Source organism: Thioclava sp. NG1 (genome assembly GCF_003122275.1).
In the GTDB taxonomy this organism is placed as follows: domain Bacteria; phylum Pseudomonadota; class Alphaproteobacteria; order Rhodobacterales; family Rhodobacteraceae; genus Thioclava; species Thioclava nitratireducens.
In genome coordinates, this window is record NZ_QFBB01000010.1 from 132,205 (window position 1) to 148,199 (window position 15,995).

The 15,995-nt window shown below is 64.1% G+C and carries 14 protein-coding genes and 1 other RNA gene; 7 read left to right on the forward strand and 8 right to left on the reverse strand.

The annotated features are described in order from the left end of the window. Positions 1-20: 20 nt before the first annotated feature. From queG to DEM26_RS16945, 8 genes are all read right to left on the reverse strand, one after another. A complete protein-coding gene (gene queG, locus DEM26_RS16910; RefSeq protein WP_109172897.1) occupies positions 21-1,061 on the reverse strand; it encodes a tRNA epoxyqueuosine(34) reductase QueG in 1,041 nt (346 codons plus the stop codon). Positions 1,062-1,142: 81 nt separating this feature from the next. After that, the gene (fzlA, locus tag DEM26_RS16915) at positions 1,143-1,808 is read right to left on the reverse strand and encodes an FtsZ-binding protein FzlA (RefSeq protein WP_075775693.1); all 666 of its coding nucleotides are present in this window, start codon (positions 1,806-1,808) and stop codon (positions 1,143-1,145) included. Between the two features lie 226 nt (positions 1,809-2,034). Beyond that, entirely contained in the window at positions 2,035-2,634 is a 600-nt protein-coding gene (gene recR / locus DEM26_RS16920) for a recombination mediator RecR (protein WP_078547815.1), read from the reverse strand. Between the two features lie 4 nt (positions 2,635-2,638). After that, complete coding sequence (locus tag DEM26_RS16925; RefSeq protein ID WP_075775691.1) at positions 2,639-2,983, reverse strand: YbaB/EbfC family nucleoid-associated protein; 345 nt, start codon at positions 2,981-2,983, stop codon at positions 2,639-2,641. A 128-nt stretch (positions 2,984-3,111) separates the two neighbouring features. After that, positions 3,112-4,842 carry a DNA polymerase III subunit gamma/tau gene (locus DEM26_RS16930; protein ID WP_088720155.1) on the reverse strand — a complete coding sequence of 577 codons (1,731 nt, stop codon included), beginning with the start codon at positions 4,840-4,842 and terminating at the stop codon, positions 3,112-3,114. A 63-nt stretch (positions 4,843-4,905) separates the two neighbouring features. Beyond that, on the reverse strand, positions 4,906-5,817 hold the full coding sequence (locus DEM26_RS16935) for an MBL fold metallo-hydrolase (RefSeq protein ID WP_109172898.1): 912 nt from the start codon (positions 5,815-5,817) through the stop codon (positions 4,906-4,908). 105 nt (positions 5,818-5,922) lie between these two features. Continuing rightward, an RNA gene (gene ffs / locus DEM26_RS16940) (signal recognition particle sRNA small type) lies at positions 5,923-6,019 on the reverse strand. 456 nt (positions 6,020-6,475) lie between these two features. Beyond that, a complete protein-coding gene (locus tag DEM26_RS16945) occupies positions 6,476-6,844 on the reverse strand; it encodes a sulfurtransferase (protein ID WP_109172899.1) in 369 nt (122 codons plus the stop codon). Between the two features lie 129 nt (positions 6,845-6,973). On the opposite strand from DEM26_RS16945, the gene DEM26_RS16950 reads away from it, so the two are divergent. From DEM26_RS16950 to nirD, 7 genes are all read left to right on the forward strand, one after another. Continuing rightward, positions 6,974-7,558 (forward strand): ANTAR domain-containing response regulator, encoded by a 585-nt coding sequence (locus DEM26_RS16950; protein WP_088736176.1) that lies wholly within the window; start codon positions 6,974-6,976, stop codon positions 7,556-7,558. Then, positions 7,555-8,730: an ABC transporter substrate-binding protein gene (locus tag DEM26_RS16955; protein ID WP_109172900.1), complete on the forward strand. Its 1,176-nt coding sequence runs from the start codon at positions 7,555-7,557 to the stop codon at positions 8,728-8,730. Before DEM26_RS16950 ends, DEM26_RS16955 begins: the two co-directional genes overlap by 4 nt. 284 nt (positions 8,731-9,014) lie before the next feature. Further along, positions 9,015-10,376 (forward strand): CmpA/NrtA family ABC transporter substrate-binding protein, encoded by a 1,362-nt coding sequence (locus DEM26_RS16960; RefSeq protein WP_109172901.1) that lies wholly within the window; start codon positions 9,015-9,017, stop codon positions 10,374-10,376. Positions 10,377-10,451: 75 nt separating this feature from the next. Further along, positions 10,452-11,537 (forward strand): ABC transporter permease, encoded by a 1,086-nt coding sequence (locus DEM26_RS16965; RefSeq protein WP_088736179.1) that lies wholly within the window; start codon positions 10,452-10,454, stop codon positions 11,535-11,537. Between the two features lie 5 nt (positions 11,538-11,542). Continuing rightward, positions 11,543-13,207, forward strand: coding sequence for an ABC transporter ATP-binding protein (locus tag DEM26_RS16970; RefSeq protein WP_088736180.1), 1,665 nt, complete (start codon positions 11,543-11,545; stop codon positions 13,205-13,207). 11 nt (positions 13,208-13,218) lie between these two features. Further along, the gene (nirB, locus tag DEM26_RS16975) at positions 13,219-15,657 is read left to right on the forward strand and encodes a nitrite reductase large subunit NirB (protein ID WP_109172923.1); all 2,439 of its coding nucleotides are present in this window, start codon (positions 13,219-13,221) and stop codon (positions 15,655-15,657) included. After that, positions 15,654-15,986, forward strand: coding sequence for a nitrite reductase small subunit NirD (gene nirD, locus DEM26_RS16980; protein ID WP_088736181.1), 333 nt, complete (start codon positions 15,654-15,656; stop codon positions 15,984-15,986). The genes nirB and nirD overlap by 4 nt, the downstream gene beginning before the upstream one ends. Positions 15,987-15,995: the final 9 nt, after the last annotated feature.

Genomic DNA, 15,995 nt, shown 5'->3' on the forward strand with positions numbered 1-15,995 from the left:
GACCGGGGCAATCGGTTTCGTCATGCGACGCGCTCGAGCCGATCAAGAGCCCATCGCGCGGCCTCGGCCACCACCGGATCGGGATCGCTCAGGTGCGGGCGCGCGGCCTCGGCCAGCGCCGGATCGCCGGAATTTCCGATCGCGTAAAGAACGTTGCGCAAGAAACGGTCGCGCCCGATCCGCTTGATCGGCGAGCCCGAGAACCGCGCCCGGAACCCGGCATCGTCGAGTGCGGCCAGTTCTGCCAGGGGCGGCGCGCCGACGCCGCCGTGATAGCGCGCCTCCCGCGCCTCTGCGGCGAACTTGTTCCATGGGCAGACGGCCAGACAATCGTCGCAGCCATAGATGCGATTGCCCATCTTGGCGCGCAGCTCTTCGTCGATCGGGCCCTTATGCTCGATCGTCAGATAGGAGATGCAGCGCCGTGCGTCGAGCTGGTAGGGCGCGGGAAAAGCCTCGGTCGGGCAGATGTCGAGACAGGCCGTGCAGGTTCCGCAATGGCTGATCTCCGGCGCGTCGGGCGGCAGCTCCACCGTGGTGAAGATCGCGCCGAGGAAGAACCAGCTGCCCAGATCGCGCGCGAGAAGATTGGTGTGCTTGCCCTGCCAGCCGAGACCCGACGCCTCGCCCAAGGGCTTTTCCATCACCGGGGCGGTGTCGACGAAGACCTTGATCTCCGCGCCCTCTGGTGCCTGATCGAGCAACCAGCGCCCGACGCGCTTGAGCCGCTTCTTCACCAGATCATGGTAATCCTTGCCCTGCGCATAGGCAGAGATCACCCCGCGATCGCGCGCCTCCAGCAGGTCCAGCGGGTCGTAATCGGGCGTGTAGGTCTCGGCCAGCATCACGACCGAGCGTGCCTCGGACCACAGCGCCGCCGGATCGCCGCGCCAGCCCATGCGCTCTTCCATCCAGCCCATCTGGCCATGCATGCCCGCACCCACAAAGGCGGCGAGCCGCTCGGCCGCCTGCGGGATCGCGTCCGGCGTGGTGATGCGCGCCTTCGAGAAACCCTCGGCAAGGGCCGTCTCGATCAACCGCGCTTTCAACTCCGCATTCATGGCTTCGCCTTGGTGCAAATATCCCGGGGGGCCGCGCCGCAGGCCGGCGGGGGCAGAGCCCCCTCGGCGCGCGCGAAGTCCTCAGAAATCCAACTCCGCATATTGCGGAGCGGGCGGCATGCCGGGCAGCTGATCGGCGAGAAGCGAGCGGAAGGCCGGGCGCGACTTGATCTTCGCATACCAGTCCTTCACGGCCTCTTGTCGGTTCCAGTCCACGTCGGAGATATAATCGAGGCAGCTCAGATGCGCGGCCGCAGAGAAATCCGCAAGCGTCATCACGTCGCCAGCAAGCCAGCGCCGCTGCTCCAGCAGCCAGCCCATGTAATCGAGGTGATACTTGATCGCGGACAGGCCCGCCTTGACCGTCTTGCTATCCGGATATCCTTCCTTGCGGACCTTCTTCCAGACCCGCTCGCCCATGATCCGCTGCGTGACTTCGGTGTTGAACTTGTCGTCGAACCACGAGCACAGGCGGCGCACCTCGTAGCGTGCGGCGGGATCGCGCGGCATCAGTGGCGCGTCAGCATGCGTCTCGTCGATATATTCGCAGATCGCCTGACTCTCGGCCATCATCATACCGTCCATTTTCAGCACCGGCACCTTGCCCGCCGGGTTGCGACGGAGGAAATCGGCCTGCTGCTCCCAGTATCGTTCCTCGACCAGTTCCACCTCCAGCTTCTTCTCGGCGAGCGTGAGGCGGACCTTGCGGCAGAACGGGGAGAGGGCGACATGGTAGAGGCGGATCATCGGGGCGACGCTCGCAATTCTCGTTGGGGATTTGGGGGAAGTGATAACGGCGGGCGCGGGCGGGTTCAATGGCGACGAGCCCGCCGATGGGCGCTCCCTTGCCGGGAGGGCGCGCGGGCCGCATGGGGCGGATGCCTCCGGCTGGGATATTTTCCCCAAGCCGAAAGGAGCGCTCAGCGCCGGGATATCGGTTTGGACTTCGGTTTCGGGGCGGGTAGGGGGGGCGTCAGAAACTTTTACGCGCGCGCAGCGCCGCCTGGATCGTGCCGTCGTCGAGATAGTCCAGCTCGCCCCCGATCGGCACGCCCTGGGCGAGGCTGGTCACTGCGATGCCGCGCCCTTCGAGCGCCTCGGCGATGTAATGGGCGGTCGTCTGACCCTCGACGGTGGCGTTGAGGGCGAGGATCACCTCGGTGATGCCTTCCTCCGTGGCGCGTTCGAGCAGGTCGGGGATGCGAAGGTCTTCCGGGCCGATCGCATCGAGCGCGGAGAGCGTGCCGCCAAGGACGTGATAGCGGCCCTTGAAGGCGTGGCCGCGCTCCATCGCCCAGAGATCGGCCACATCCTCGATCACGCAGATCTCGCCGGTGGCGCGTTTCGGGTCTTCGCAGATGTCGCAGATCGGCGCGGTGGAGATATTGCCGCAGCGTTGGCACTCGCGCGCGGTGCGGGCCACCTGCGCCATCGCCTCGGCCAAGGGGCCCATCAGCTGCGCGCGTTTCGAGATCAGATGCAGCACCGCGCGCCGGGCGGAGCGAGGGCCGAGCCCCGGCAGCCGCGCCATCAGGGCGATCAGCGCCTCTATCTCGTCGCGCGCGCCGCTCATCGGATCAGACCGGCAGGTCCATGTTCTCGGGCAGGCCCAACTCGCGCAGAAGGCGTTTCTGCTCTTCCTGTTCGCGGAACTTGGCCTTTTCCTGCGTGTCCTTGATCGCAGCGAGGATCAGATCTTCGACGACTTCCTTCTCGGACGCCTGCAGGATCGAGGGATCGATGGAGAGCCCGGTCAATTCGCCCTTCGCGGTGGCGCGGGCCTGTACGAGACCGGCCCCGGCCTCGCCGGTGACGACGATGGATTTGAGCTCTTCCTGGAGCTGACCCATCTTCTCCTGCATTTCCTTGGCGGCCTTCATCATCTTGGCCATGTCGCCCATGGCGCCCAATCCCTTGAACATCGCTTTCTCCGTCACGTTTGGCTTGAGTGAGAGATACGCATCGCTGCGCGGAGGAACAAGGGACAAGCTGGGAAAACGGCGCGGCAGGGACGGCGCGTGCGATCGCGCGGGACCGCCCCCGGCGCGGCTCAGCCTTCCTCGAAGGGATCCCATTCGTCTTCGACCTCGGCCAGGGCCTCGGCCTCGATCGCGGTGGTGTCTTCCTCGGGCAGGATTTCGATCTTCGCGCCGGGGAAGCGGGCGAATATCTCTGCGACCAGCGGGTTCTTCATCGCCTCGGCCTCGGCTTTCGCCAGTTCCTCTGCCTTCACCTCGGCGATGGTCGGCGCGCCGCCTTCGGAGACGACCGAGACGCCCCAGCGCGCGCCGGTCCAGCCCTGCAGCCTTGCCGAAAGCGTCGCGGCGAGGTCGCGCGAGGCCTGTGGGGTCGGTTCGAACTCGATCCGGCCGGGGCGGTAATTCACGAGGCGCAGGTTGCTCTCGACCTCCAGCAGCAGGGTCATGTCGCGCATCCGGGCGATCAGGTCGACCACGTCGTCGAAACTGGCGAAACGGGCAAGCGCGTCGGCCATCGGATCGTGCTGTTGGGCAGGGGCGGCGGCGGCAACAGCGCCGCCACCGGCACGCCGGGCGCGCAGCGTCGCGCCATGCACCGGCCCGGTCGAAGGCGCGGGGCCCCGGCCTGCCGCTTGGGTCTGGGTGTTGCTTTGCTGGATCTTCTTGATCAGCGTTTCCGGGTCGGGCAGGTCAGCCACATGGGTCATGCGGATCACGGCCATTTCGGTCGCCATCATCGCATTGGGCGCGCCTGCGACTTCTTCGAGCGCCTTGAGCAGCATCTGCCAGAGCCGCGACAGCACACGCATCGGAAGCGCAGCCGCCATCTCCTGACCGCGATTGCGTTCCTCGGGCGGAACGGTCGGGTCTTCGGCGGCTTCAGGTGTGACCTTGATGACGGAGACCCAATGGGTGATCTCGGCCAGATCGCGCATGATCGCCATCGGATCGGCGCCGTCGGCATATTGCGCGGCGAGCTCGGTCAGCGCCTCGGCGGCCTGACCGTGCAGGATCATGTCGAAGAGGTCGAGGACGCGGGCACGGTCGGCCAGACCCAGCATCGCGCGGACTTGTTCCGCCGTAGTCTCGCCTGCGCCATGCGCGATCGCCTGATCGAGCAGCGAGGTCGCATCCCGCGCGGAGCCTTCGGCGGCGCGGGTGATCAGCGCGAGCGCGTCATCGGCGATCTCGGCACCTTCCGCATCGGCGATCCGGCGCAGCAGCGCGATCATCTCCTCGGGCTCGATCCGGCGCAGGTCGAAGCGCTGGCAGCGCGAGAGCACGGTGACGGGCACCTTGCGGATCTCGGTGGTGGCAAAGATGAACTTCACATGGGCGGGCGGTTCCTCGAGCGTCTTCAGGAGCGCGTTGAACGCGCTCGTCGACAGCATGTGAACCTCATCGATGATATAGACTTTGTAGCGCGCCGAGGCCGCCCGGTAATGCACGCTCTCGATGATCTCGCGGATGTCGCCCACACCGGTGCGCGAGGCGGCGTCCATCTCCATCACGTCGACATGGCGGCCCTCCATGATCGCGCGGCAATGTTCGCACACGCCGCAGGGATCGGTTGTGGGGGTGCCGTTGCCGTCGGGGCCGATGCAGTTCAGCCCTTTGGCGATGATCCGCGCCGTGGTGGTTTTCCCGGTGCCGCGAATCCCGGTCATGATGAAGGCCTGCGCGATCCGGTCGGCCGCGAAGGCGTTCTTGAGCGTGCGCACCATCGGTGCCTGTCCGATCAGATCGGCAAAGGTCTCGGGGCGGTACTTGCGGGCGAGAACCTGATATTGGGTGTCGGTCATCGAAGCTCCGGTATCATAAGCAGCCGCCAGACTAGGCCCCCCGGGCGTCGACGTCCACCCGGCTCATTCCCACTCCATCTGGCTGAATACCGCCTGCGCGTTGCGTTTGGCGAGCTTGTCGAAGTCCGCGAGATATTCGAATTGCGACTGGTCCACGTCGACCGAGCCGATGATGTCGCCGCCGTCATCGATATAATCGGCCATCCGGCTGCGCAGATTGGTCAGGTAATCATAGGTGTCGCGAGTCGCCGTCGCGAGATCGGTGGCGGGGCCGTGGCCGGGAACGACATGGGTGGGCTCATAGGCGGCCATCGCCTCGAAGGCTTCGACCCAGCCTTTCGAGGACGACATGTCGAGCACGCCGAGGATGCGGCCCACGAAGACGATATCGCCGGTGAACATCACTTTTTCCGCAGGCAGCCAGACGAAGCTGTCGCCAGGAGTGTGGGCCGGGCCGGGATGGGTGATCTCGATCTCGCGCCCGCCGAGGGTGAGCGTGTAGCGTTCGTCGAAGGTGGTGTCCGCGTAGACCGGCTCCGTGCCGGCGAGCGCGTCCTTGCCGACCAGCGCGTCGAGCATCGTCAGTTCCAGCGAGGCGCGGGCCTTCTGGTCGGCGAGCGCATCCGTCGAGGTGATGATCTCGGCGCCATGCTCTTTCCAGTAGCCATTGCCGAGCCAGCGGTGATCCTGCCCACCGGTGTCGATCACGAATTTCACCGGCTGATCGGTCAGCGTGCCGATCACCTCGTCGAGCGCCGCCGCCCCCTTGTAGGTGCCGCCCGCATCCACCAGCACCGCGCCCTCATCCGTGACGATCAGCCCGAAGGTCGCGTTATTGCCGAGGTTCTCGGCATCGCGCTGCCCGAAGGGGCCCTCGATCGCATAGGTATTCGGTGCGACTTCGACGGCGGTAAGCGTCCCGGCAAAGAGCGGCACAGGCAGAATGGCCAGAGCGGCCAGAGCAAAACGAAACATGGTGAAACCTCCCCTTTGACGGGAAGCTTAACGCGGCGACATCAGCCCACAATCGGGCATGGTGACGCGCCGACAAGTTTGGTGCGTTTCGTGGGGAAGGAGGGGGGTGAGAGGCTGGACAGCGACCCAAGCGGGGCTCGTTGCGGCTGCTTCCTTCCGGACCTGACCGGGTTGGCGAGGCGCTCGCCCGCGCCAACCTCTCGAGGGGCGATATAGGAAACCCTGATCAGATTCGCAAGCGTTGTGCGGCAAGACTTCGCGGGGAGAGGGGGCCTAGTTTGACTGTTATTTGGCAGACGGCTTCATAAGGAAATAGAAGAATCTCAGACTGCACAATGCGGGTTGGACCTTAAGTGGCGATCTGAAAAGTCGCAATGAAGTCGCAGCATGTTCCCGATTTCGTAACCGAGTGGCAGCAGATCCATCAATTCCGGCATGTTTTCAGCTTCCCACCAAAAAAACAACATTCGTGCCAATTGCATTGGCAGTCAAAGTGGGCGTGTAGCTGAAAAACTCTGCGCCGCCGCATAGCTGAGGACACAGCATCCTGCTGCTCTCGGCCCAGAGCGGCCGTTTTGCCCCTGCGCAGCGAAAGTCCGTTGTTCCTTCCTCCCAACGCGACATCGATATGCTGACGATGCTCACATGTATTAAGAAATTAACGCTCGATCGGCATCCCCACCATGCTTCCCCATTCCGTCCACGATCCGTCATAGACGCGAACGTTGTTGTAACCGAGCAGTTCAGTCATTGCGAAGCTTGCGAGCGTCGCGCGGTGTGCGAGCCGACAGTAAGATATGATCGATACGTCCGGGCCGTCGACATGTTCGGCCAAGATAGCCTGGGTAGCCGCCGCCGATTTGAAGGTGGTAGCCTCGTTGAGGAGGGCATCGAAGGGAAGATGTGCCGCGCTGGGGATGCCGCTGTGTTGCGGTTCTCGATCATGGTGGCCCGACTTTGGACCGCTGCCGCACGATCGGTTTCGTTTTTGAAATGCCCAAGCAAGCGACTCGAAACTGCATGAAATTCGGGCGCGCCGCCCAAAAGACGACCTTTAATCCGACAGACGAAAATTCGCGCTTGGTCAATCGGTCTCTGCGCTTCGGATGTTCGCTTGGTGGCTCTATGCCGGGGCGACGGACGACAGAAGTGACGCATGCCCGAACTCCTTTCCATCATCGTGGTCGAAACGGATCCTGAGCGCGCCGGGCTCATCGAAGACAGCCTGCGCGAGGCGGGGGCCTACGAGATCACTGTAATCCCCGAGACGACGGGAATTGCGCGACGTATCTCGGAGATCAAACCCGATATCGTGCTGGTCGATATGGCGAGCCCCTCGCGCGACATGCTCGAGGAGTTGACGCTGGCCTCGGGGCCGCTGGAGCGACCGGTCGCGATGTTCGTAGACCGCTCGGACGACGCGGCGACGAAGGCCGCGATCGATGCGGGCGTGTCGGCCTACGTAGTGGACGGGCTGCGCGCGGACCGGATCAAGCCGATCATGGATGCCGCGATCGCGCGGTTCAACATGGTGCAGCGGATGCGCACCGAACTGGAGACGACGCGCCGCGCGCTGGAAGAGCGCAAAGTGATCGACCGCGCCAAGGGTCTCTTGATGAAAGCGCGGGGGATCGACGAGGACGCAGCTTATGCGCTGTTGCGCAAGACGGCGATGGATCAGGGTCGGCGGGTTGCGGATGTCGCCCATGCTTTGGTGACGGCGGCGGGGCTCTTGTCATGAGTGGCGTGCCGCTCTCGGTCGGATATATCCCGCTGGTCGATGCCGCGCCTCTGATCATCGCGCGCGAGATCGGATTTGCCGAGGAAGAGGGGCTGGCGCTCACGCTCACCGCCGCGCCGAGCTGGTCGACCCTGCGCGATCAACTGATGCTGGGACGGATCGAGGCGGCGCATATGCTGTTCCCGATGCCGATCGCGGCGGCCCTGGGGCTGGGCGGGTTCAACACGCGCATCGATATCCTTCAGGTGCTTTCGCATAACGGCAATTCGATCGGCGTCTCGCGCGCTTTGGCGGACCGGATGCGTGTGGCGGGCTACGGCTTCGATTTCTCAGATGCCCGCGCGGCGGGGGCGGCGCTGATCGCGGCCGCGCAGGGACGCTTGCGCATCGGCGTGCCGTTTCCGTTCTCGATGCATGCGGAGATGCTGTATCACTGGCTGGGCGCGATCGGGTTGAGCGCGCCGCAGGACCTCGACGTCCACACCGTGCCGCCGCCGTTGATGGCCGAGGCTCTGGCGGCGGACGAGATCGATGCGTTCTGCGTGGGCGCGCCCTGGGGGTCGATCGCGGTGGAGATGGGGGTGGGAGAGTTGCTTCTACCCGGAACCGCAATCCGCTCCAATGCGCCGGAAAAGGTGCTCGCCGTGCGCCACGACTGGGCCGAGACGGAGCCGGGGCTGACGCGGCGGCTGATGCGCGCCGCATGGCAGGCCGGGCGCTGGCTCGGGTCGGAGCGCAACCTGCTGACGGCGGCAGAGCTTCTGTCCCGACGCAATTATCTGGACCTGCCGACGGAGCTGATCGAACGGGCCTTGACGGGAAATCTCGTGATCTCTCCGCGCGGCGAGATGCGCAACGTGCCGGGCTACATGAGCTTTCACAGTGGTGCTGCGGGCTACCCCTGGGCGTCGCAGGGGGCGCTCGTCGCCGCGAAGCTCGCCGCACGGATGGGGCTGTCACGTAACGAGGCGATGACCGCCGCACGGTCGATCTGCCGCACCGATCTCTATACCCGCAACCTCGCCGATCTGGACGGTGATCTGCCCGAAGCGCGCGACAAGGTGGAAGGTGCGCTCGACTCTTTTGGCGCTGTTCCGGGGGTCCAAGGTCAGGTGATTCTGCCCCCGGATGCGTTTTTTGACGGCTGGATTTTTGATCCTTTCGCGGATTGAGGGCTTTCTGGCGACGAATTTTTCGGCACTCTGAGAAAATGGGCGCTTTGCAGGCGCAGCATCCCGCCGGGACGTTGACGCTGCAGGCGCGAAAGGCGTTTCCTTGAAATATCGAAGCAAGGACGTTTCGATTTCCAACATATTCCGCCTCGCATCGCTGTGAGGCTCCGAACAAAGCCGTTCGACCCTGATCGCCGATCTTCCTCCTCCTTGGAAGATGTGCGCTCGGGTCGGGCGGCTTTTTTGGTTTCGACACCCCTCAGGATGCAAAGGGACTGTGAACGATGAAAAAGCTTCTGGCAGCAATTGCCACCACGACGCTCCTCGCTGGCCCCGCTTTCGCGGAGATGCTCGACGTCGAGAAAGACGAGCTGAAATTCGGCTTCATCAAGCTCACCGACATGGCACCGCTCGCGGTGGCCTACGAGAATGGCTATTTCGAGGATGAAGGGCTCTACGTCACGCTCGAGCCGCAGGCGAACTGGAAGGTTCTGCTGGACCGCGTGATCGACGGCGAACTCGACGGCGCACATATGCTTGCCGGTCAGCCGCTGGCCGCGACGATCGGCTACGGCACCAAGGCGCATATCATCACGCCATTCTCGATGGATCTGAACGGCAACGGCATCACCGTGTCGAACGAGGTCTGGGACGAGATGAAGAAGAACATCCCCGTGAGCGATGACGGCAAGCCGGTGCACCCGATCTCGGCCTCCGCACTCAAGCCGGTCGTTGAGAAATACCGCGCCGAGGGCAAGCCCTTCAACATGGGCATGGTGTTCCCGGTCTCGACCCACAATTACGAGCTTCGCTATTGGCTGGCCGCCGGCGGTCTGGAGCCGGGCTACTACTCCCCCGATGACGTTTCGGGCCAGATCGGCGCGGATGTGCTGCTGTCGGTGACGCCGCCGCCGCAGATGCCCGCCACCCTCGAGGCCGGCACGATCTACGGTTATTGCGTGGGCGAGCCGTGGAACCAGCAGGCGGTGTTCAAGGGCATCGGCGTGCCCGTGGTCACCGATTACGAGATCTGGAAGAACAACCCCGAGAAGGTCTTCGGCATAACCGCCGACTTCGCCGAGAAATACCCCAACACGACGCTCGCCATCACCAAGGCGCTGATCCGCGCCGCGATGTGGCTGGACGAGAACGACAACGCCAACCGCCCCGAGGCGGTGAAGATCCTCGCCCGCTCGGAATATGTCGGCGCCGATGCCGAGGTGATCGCCAACTCGATGACCGGCACGTTCGAATACGAGAAGGGCGACAAACGCAAGGTTCCCGACTTCAACGTCTTCTTCCGCTACTTCGCGACCTATCCTTATTATTCGGACGCAGTCTGGTATCTCACGCAGATGCGCCGCTGGGGCCAGATCCCCGAGAGCAAGCCCGACAGCTGGTATGACGAGGTCGCAAAATCCGTCTACAAGCCGGAAATCTACCTGAAAGCCGCGCAGATGCTGGTCGACGAGGGGCTCGCCGACAAGTCGGATTTCCCATGGGATACCGATGGGTATCGCGCGCCAACCGACGAGATGATCGACGGGATAGAGTATGACGGCAAAACCCCCAACGCTTACATCGACAGCCTGCCGATCGGCCTGAAATCGGGCCAGACGATCGTCGGCAGCAAGGTCGAAGGCTGATCCCCGACCTGCGGGCGGGGCCGCCCGGTCTCGCCCGCCTTTTCCTTCCCAAAATATCTGCAAGGACGACAAGCCATGACCGCCATCGATCCTGACGCCCTGACCGCGCAGCAAGCTCGCGAGGCCCGTCGCGAACGCCTCTTCACCCGTATCAACAAGGCCGATGGCTGGTTGAGGGTGTTGGGCCTGAGCTGGGTGACCCCGATCCTGCGGGCCGTCGCCGGAGACAACCCGAAATCGCAGATGAAAGAAATCTGGCAGCTACTGGGCGTGCCCGTCGCCGCGATCGTCGTTTTCCTAGCCGCCTGGGCGATGCTCGCGCCCAAGGTGGAGACTTCGCTCGGGGTCATTCCCGGCCCGGCGCAGGTCTGGGAGCAGGCGGAGGTTCTCTATGCCGACCACCTGCGCGAACGCGAGAAGGCCGCCGCCTTCTACGACCGTCAGGACGCGCGCAACGCCAAGCTGGTGGCGGCAGGCAAGGCCGACCGGGTGAAATACCGCGACTATACCGGGGCGCCGACCTATTTCGACCAGATCTGGACCTCGATCAAGACGGTGTTCTTCGGCTTCGCGCTCGGTACGATCGTGGCCGTTCCGCTGGGCATCATGGCGGGCCTGTCGAAAACCGCGAATGCCGCGATGAACCCGCTGATCCAGATCTTCAAACCGGTGTCGCCGCTGGCATGGCTGCCGATCGTGACGATGATCGTCTCGGCGGTCTACACCACCTCTGACGGGATGTTCTCCAAGTCCTTCCTCGTCTCGGCGATCACGGTGACGCTGTGTTCGCTCTGGCCGACGATCATCAACACGGCGCTTGGCGTGGCCTCGATCGACAAGGATCTCGTGAACGTCTCGAAAGTGCTGAAGATGGGTACCTGGACGAAGATCACCAAGCTGGTGCTGCCCTCGGCGCTGCCGCTGATCTTCACCGGTCTGCGCCTGTCGCTCGGGGTTGGTTGGATGGTGCTGATCGCGGCGGAAATGCTCGCGCAGAACCCCGGCTTGGGCAAATTCGTCTGGGACGAGTTCCAGAACGGCTCCTCGGAGAGCCTCGCGCGGATCATGGTGGCCGTATTCACCATCGGCATCATCGGCTTCGTCCTCGATCGCCTGATGTTCGCGATCCAGTCGATGTTCACCTTCTCCAACAACCGGTGACCCTCATGAGCATTCTCGAATTCAAGTCTGTCTCCAAAAGCTTCGGCGAAGGCCCGGCGCGCAGCGATGTGCTGAAGAATATCGATCTGAGCGTGAAAGAGGGTGAGTTCCTCGTGCTGCTCGGCTTCTCCGGCACCGGCAAGACCACCCTGATCAACCTGATGGCGGGACTGGAGATGCCCTCCAGAGGCGAGGCCCTGTTCAAGGGCCAGCCGATCACCGGTCCGGGCCCCGAGCGCGGCGTGATCTTCCAGAACTACTCGCTGATGCCGTGGCTGACGGTGGACCAGAATGTTGGCCTCGCCGTCGAGACGATCTTCCCCGGCCTGTCGAAGAAAGAGCGTCAGGTGAAGGTCGATCACTACGTGAAGATGGTGGGGCTCCGCCACGCCGCGAGCCGCCATCCGGCGGAGCTGTCGGGGGGCATGCGCCAGCGGGTCAACGTGGCGCGTGCGCTGGCGATGAACCCCGAAGTGCTGTTGCTCGACGAACCGCTGTCGGCGCTCGACGCGCTGACTCGGGGCAACCTCGCCGACGAGGTCGAGCATATCTGGGAGCAGGACAAGAAGACCTGCGTGCTGATCACCAACGACGTGGACGAGGCGATCGTTCTAGCCGACCGGATCATCGCGATGAACCCCGACGGCACTCTGGGCGAGGAGTTCAAGGTGTCGATCCCGCGCCCGCGCGACCGCGGTGCGATGAACCACGATGAAGGGTTCAAGCGCCTGCGCGCCGCCGTTACCAACTACCTGATGGATGTCGGCATGCAGGCCAAGGCCGAAGGCACCCGCAAACTGCCCGACGTCACGCCGCTCCACGCGCTGCCCAAGGCGGTGTCGGAAGCCGCGCGCTCGGCGCTCGAAGGCAAGTATCTGGAGTACTCGCAGCTTCACAAGATCTACCCGACCCCGAAAGGGCCGCTCACGGTCGTCGAGGATTTCAACCTCACGCTGAAGAAGGGCGAATTCGTCTCGCTGATCGGTCATTCGGGCTGCGGGAAATCGACCGTGCTGACGATGACGGCGGGCCTCAACGACGTGTCGAAAGGCGGCATCAAGCTCGACGGGCTCGAGGTGAAGGGCGCCGATCCCGAACGCGCCGTAGTGTTCCAGGCACCGTCCCTGTTCCCGTGGCTGTCCGCGCGCGAAAACGTCGCCGTGGGCGTCGACAAGGTCTATCCCAAGGCGTCGCGCGCCGAGCGTCAGGACGTGATCGACTATTACCTCGAGCGCGTGGGTCTGGGCGATGCGATGGACAAGCCCGCCTCGGACATGTCGAACGGGATGCGCCAGCGTGTGGGGATCGCGCGCGCCTTCGCGCTTTCGCCGAAGCTGCTGCTGCTGGATGAGCCCTTCGGGATGCTCGACAGCCTGACCCGCTGGGAGCTGCAGGAAGTGCTGATGGAGGTGTGGTCGCGCACCAAGGTCACCGCCGTCTGCGTCACCCATGACGTGGATGAGGCGATCCTGCTGGCCGACCGCGTGGTGATGATGACCAACGGTCCGCGCGCCACGATCGGCAAGGTGACGGAGGTCGATCTGCCGCGTCCGCGCACCCGCAAGGCGCTGCTCGAACACCCCGATTACTACTACTACCGCGAGCAGGTTCTGAACTTCCTCGAGGAATACGAACAGGGCCACGCGCCCAGGAAAGCGGAGGCTGCGTAATGGAAACCGAGATGCAGAAACTGGTCGTTATCGGCGCTGGCATGGCCTCGGGGCGGATGCTCGAGCATCTGTTCGAGACGGCTCCCGGCAAGTGGGACGTGACGCTTTTCAACGCGGAGCCGCGCGGCAATTACAACCGTATCATGCTGTCGCCGGTGCTTTCGGGCGAGAAGAGCTACGCGGAAATCGTCACCCACGACGAGGATTGGTATGACGCCCATGGCGTGACCTGCCGCTTCGGGGAAAAGGTCACGGGCATCGACCGCGACCGCAAGGTCGTGATCGGCGAGATGGGCGAGGTTGCTTACGACAAGCTGGTCATCGCCACCGGGTCGAACCCGTTCATCATCCCGCTCCCGGGGCATGATCTGGACGGGGTGATCGCCTATCGCGATCTCGACGACACCAACCGTATGATCGAGGCCGCACGGCCCGGCGCGCGCGCGGTGGTGATCGGCGGCGGTCTTTTGGGGCTGGAAGCTGCGGCGGGTCTGCGCCTGCGCGGCATGGACGTGACAGTGGTCCATATCATGGGCCACCTCATGGAACGTCAGCTGGACGAGGCGGCGGGTTACCTCCTGCGCCGCGCGCTGACCGATCGCGGTATAGATGTCCGCTGCTCGGCCAATTCCAAGGAGATATTGGGCGAGGACGGCAAGCTGCGCGCGCTGATGCTCGATGACGGGACCGAACTGCCCTGCGATCTACTGGTTATGGCCGTGGGCATCCGTCCCTCGGTCGCCTTGGCAAAGGATGCGGGGCTTGAGGTCGAGCGCGGCATTCAGGTCGATGCGCAGATGCAAACGTCCGACCCGGATATCCTGTCGCTTGGCGAATGTGTGGAATTCGATGGCCAGATCTTCGGCCTTGTCGCGCCGCTCTACGATCAAGCGAAGGTCGCGGCGCAGACCCTGACCGGGGAGGCCAGCGCATACATCCCCCGCGAGGTCTCGACCAAGCTGAAAGTCACGGGATGCGACCTGTTCTCGGCGGGCGATTTCGCTGAAGGCGAGGGCCGCGAGGATATCGTATTCCGCGATCCCGCGCGCGGCGTCTACAAGCGCATCGTGCTCGAGGGCGACCGCGTCATCGGCGCGGTGATGTATGGCGATGTGGCCGATGGCAACTGGTTCTACGGGCTGATCAAGGACGGCACCGACATCTCGGAGATGCGCGAGACGCTGATCTTCGGCCCGGCCTTCCAGGGGGGCGCCTCGGCGGACCCTATGGCGGCCGTTGCAGCCTTACCGGCTGACGCAGAAATCTGCGGCTGCAACGGCGTGTGCAAAGGTCAGATCGTTGCGGCGATCGAGGCGGGCGCGACGACGCTCGACGCGATCAAGGCGACCACGAAGGCAAGTGCGTCCTGCGGCACCTGTTCGGGTCTGGCCGAACAAGTTCTCGCGGTCACGCTGGGCGACGAATTCGTCTTGCCTACCGCGAAGCCGATCTGCGCCTGCACCGATCATCCGCACGAGGATGTCCGCCGCCTGATCAAGGCGAAAGAGCTGAAATCGCAACCGGCGGTGATGCAGGAACTTGGCTGGAAGACGCCCAATGGCTGCCATGTCTGCCGCCCGGCGGTGAACTACTACCTGCTCGCCGACTGGCCGCTGGAATACACCGACGATCCTCAAAGCCGCTTCGTGAACGAGCGCAACCACGCCAATATCCAGAAGGACGGCACCTATTCGGTCGTGCCGCGGATGTGGGGCGGGATGACCTCCCCGGAAGAACTGCTGGCGATTGCAGAGGCCGCGAAGAAATACGACGCGACCGTCAAGGTTACCGGCGGTCAGCGCATCGACCTACTGGGCATCAAGAAGGAGGACCTGCCCAACATTTGGGCCGATCTGAACGCCGCCGGGATGGTCTCGGGTCACGCCTATACCAAGGGGCTGCGCACGGTGAAGACCTGCGTCGGCACCGACTGGTGCCGCTTCGGTACGCAGGATTCGACCGGGCTGGGGATCAAGCTGGAAAAGCGGCTCTGGGGTGCGTGGACGCCGCACAAGTTCAAGCTCGCGGTGACGGGCTGCCCGCGCAATTGCGCCGAGGCCACCTGCAAGGATCTTGGCGTCGTCTGCGTCGATTCCGGCTTCGAGATCGGTGTCGGCGGCGCGGCCGGAATGGAGCTGAAAGAGACCGAGCCGCTGGCCAAGGTCGGCACCGAACAGGAAGTGATCGACATCACCGTGGCCTTCATGCAGCTCTATCGCGAGAGCGCGAATTACCTCGATAGACCCTATAAATGGATCGCCAAGACCGGCGGTCTGGACTGGATCCGCGAGCAGGTCGTCGACGATCTCGACAATCGCGCGGCGCTGATCGCGCGCTTCGATATCTCGCAATCCGTCTATCAGAAAGACCCATGGGCCGAGCGCGCGACCCCGGAATACGAACGCGCCTGGAGCCCGCTTGCCAATCTTATGCAGGAGGCCGCGGAATGAGCTGGATCGATATCGGAGCCCTCGAAGACATCCCCGTTCAAGGGGCGCGGGTGATCAAGACGCCGCTTGGCTGCGTCGCGGTGTTCCGCACCGCTGATGACGCGGTTTTCGGCCTCTCGGATCGCTGCCCGCACAAGGGCGGGCCCCTCTCGGAAGGGATCGTGCACGGCAACAAGGTGACCTGCCCGCTGCATAACTGGGTGTTCAGCCTGGAAACCGGCGCGGCTCAGGGCGCCGACGCGGGACAGGTCCCGACCTATGACCTGCGCGTCGATGCGGGCCGCGTGCTTATCGATTCCCGCAAGTTCGCCGCGCGAAGCGCCGCCTGAACCGGAGGG

Coding starts and splice junctions, on each gene's coding strand:
- queG (WP_109172897.1), bottom strand. CDS start 1,061: ATGAATGCGGAGTTGAAAGCGCGGTTGATCGAGACGGCCCTTGCCGAG.
- fzlA (WP_075775693.1), bottom strand. CDS start 1,808: ATGATCCGCCTCTACCATGTCGCCCTCTCCCCGTTCTGCCGCAAGGTC.
- recR (WP_078547815.1), bottom strand. CDS start 2,634: ATGAGCGGCGCGCGCGACGAGATAGAGGCGCTGATCGCCCTGATGGCG.
- DEM26_RS16925 (WP_075775691.1), bottom strand. CDS start 2,983: ATGTTCAAGGGATTGGGCGCCATGGGCGACATGGCCAAGATGATGAAG.
- DEM26_RS16930 (WP_088720155.1), bottom strand. CDS start 4,842: ATGACCGACACCCAATATCAGGTTCTCGCCCGCAAGTACCGCCCCGAG.
- DEM26_RS16935 (WP_109172898.1), bottom strand. CDS start 5,817: ATGTTTCGTTTTGCTCTGGCCGCTCTGGCCATTCTGCCTGTGCCGCTC.
- DEM26_RS16950 (WP_088736176.1), top strand. CDS start 6,974: ATGCCCGAACTCCTTTCCATCATCGTGGTCGAAACGGATCCTGAGCGC.
- DEM26_RS16955 (WP_109172900.1), top strand. CDS start 7,555: ATGAGTGGCGTGCCGCTCTCGGTCGGATATATCCCGCTGGTCGATGCC.
- DEM26_RS16960 (WP_109172901.1), top strand. CDS start 9,015: ATGAAAAAGCTTCTGGCAGCAATTGCCACCACGACGCTCCTCGCTGGC.
- DEM26_RS16965 (WP_088736179.1), top strand. CDS start 10,452: ATGACCGCCATCGATCCTGACGCCCTGACCGCGCAGCAAGCTCGCGAG.
- DEM26_RS16970 (WP_088736180.1), top strand. CDS start 11,543: ATGAGCATTCTCGAATTCAAGTCTGTCTCCAAAAGCTTCGGCGAAGGC.
- nirB (WP_109172923.1), top strand. CDS start 13,219: ATGCAGAAACTGGTCGTTATCGGCGCTGGCATGGCCTCGGGGCGGATG.
- nirD (WP_088736181.1), top strand. CDS start 15,654: ATGAGCTGGATCGATATCGGAGCCCTCGAAGACATCCCCGTTCAAGGG.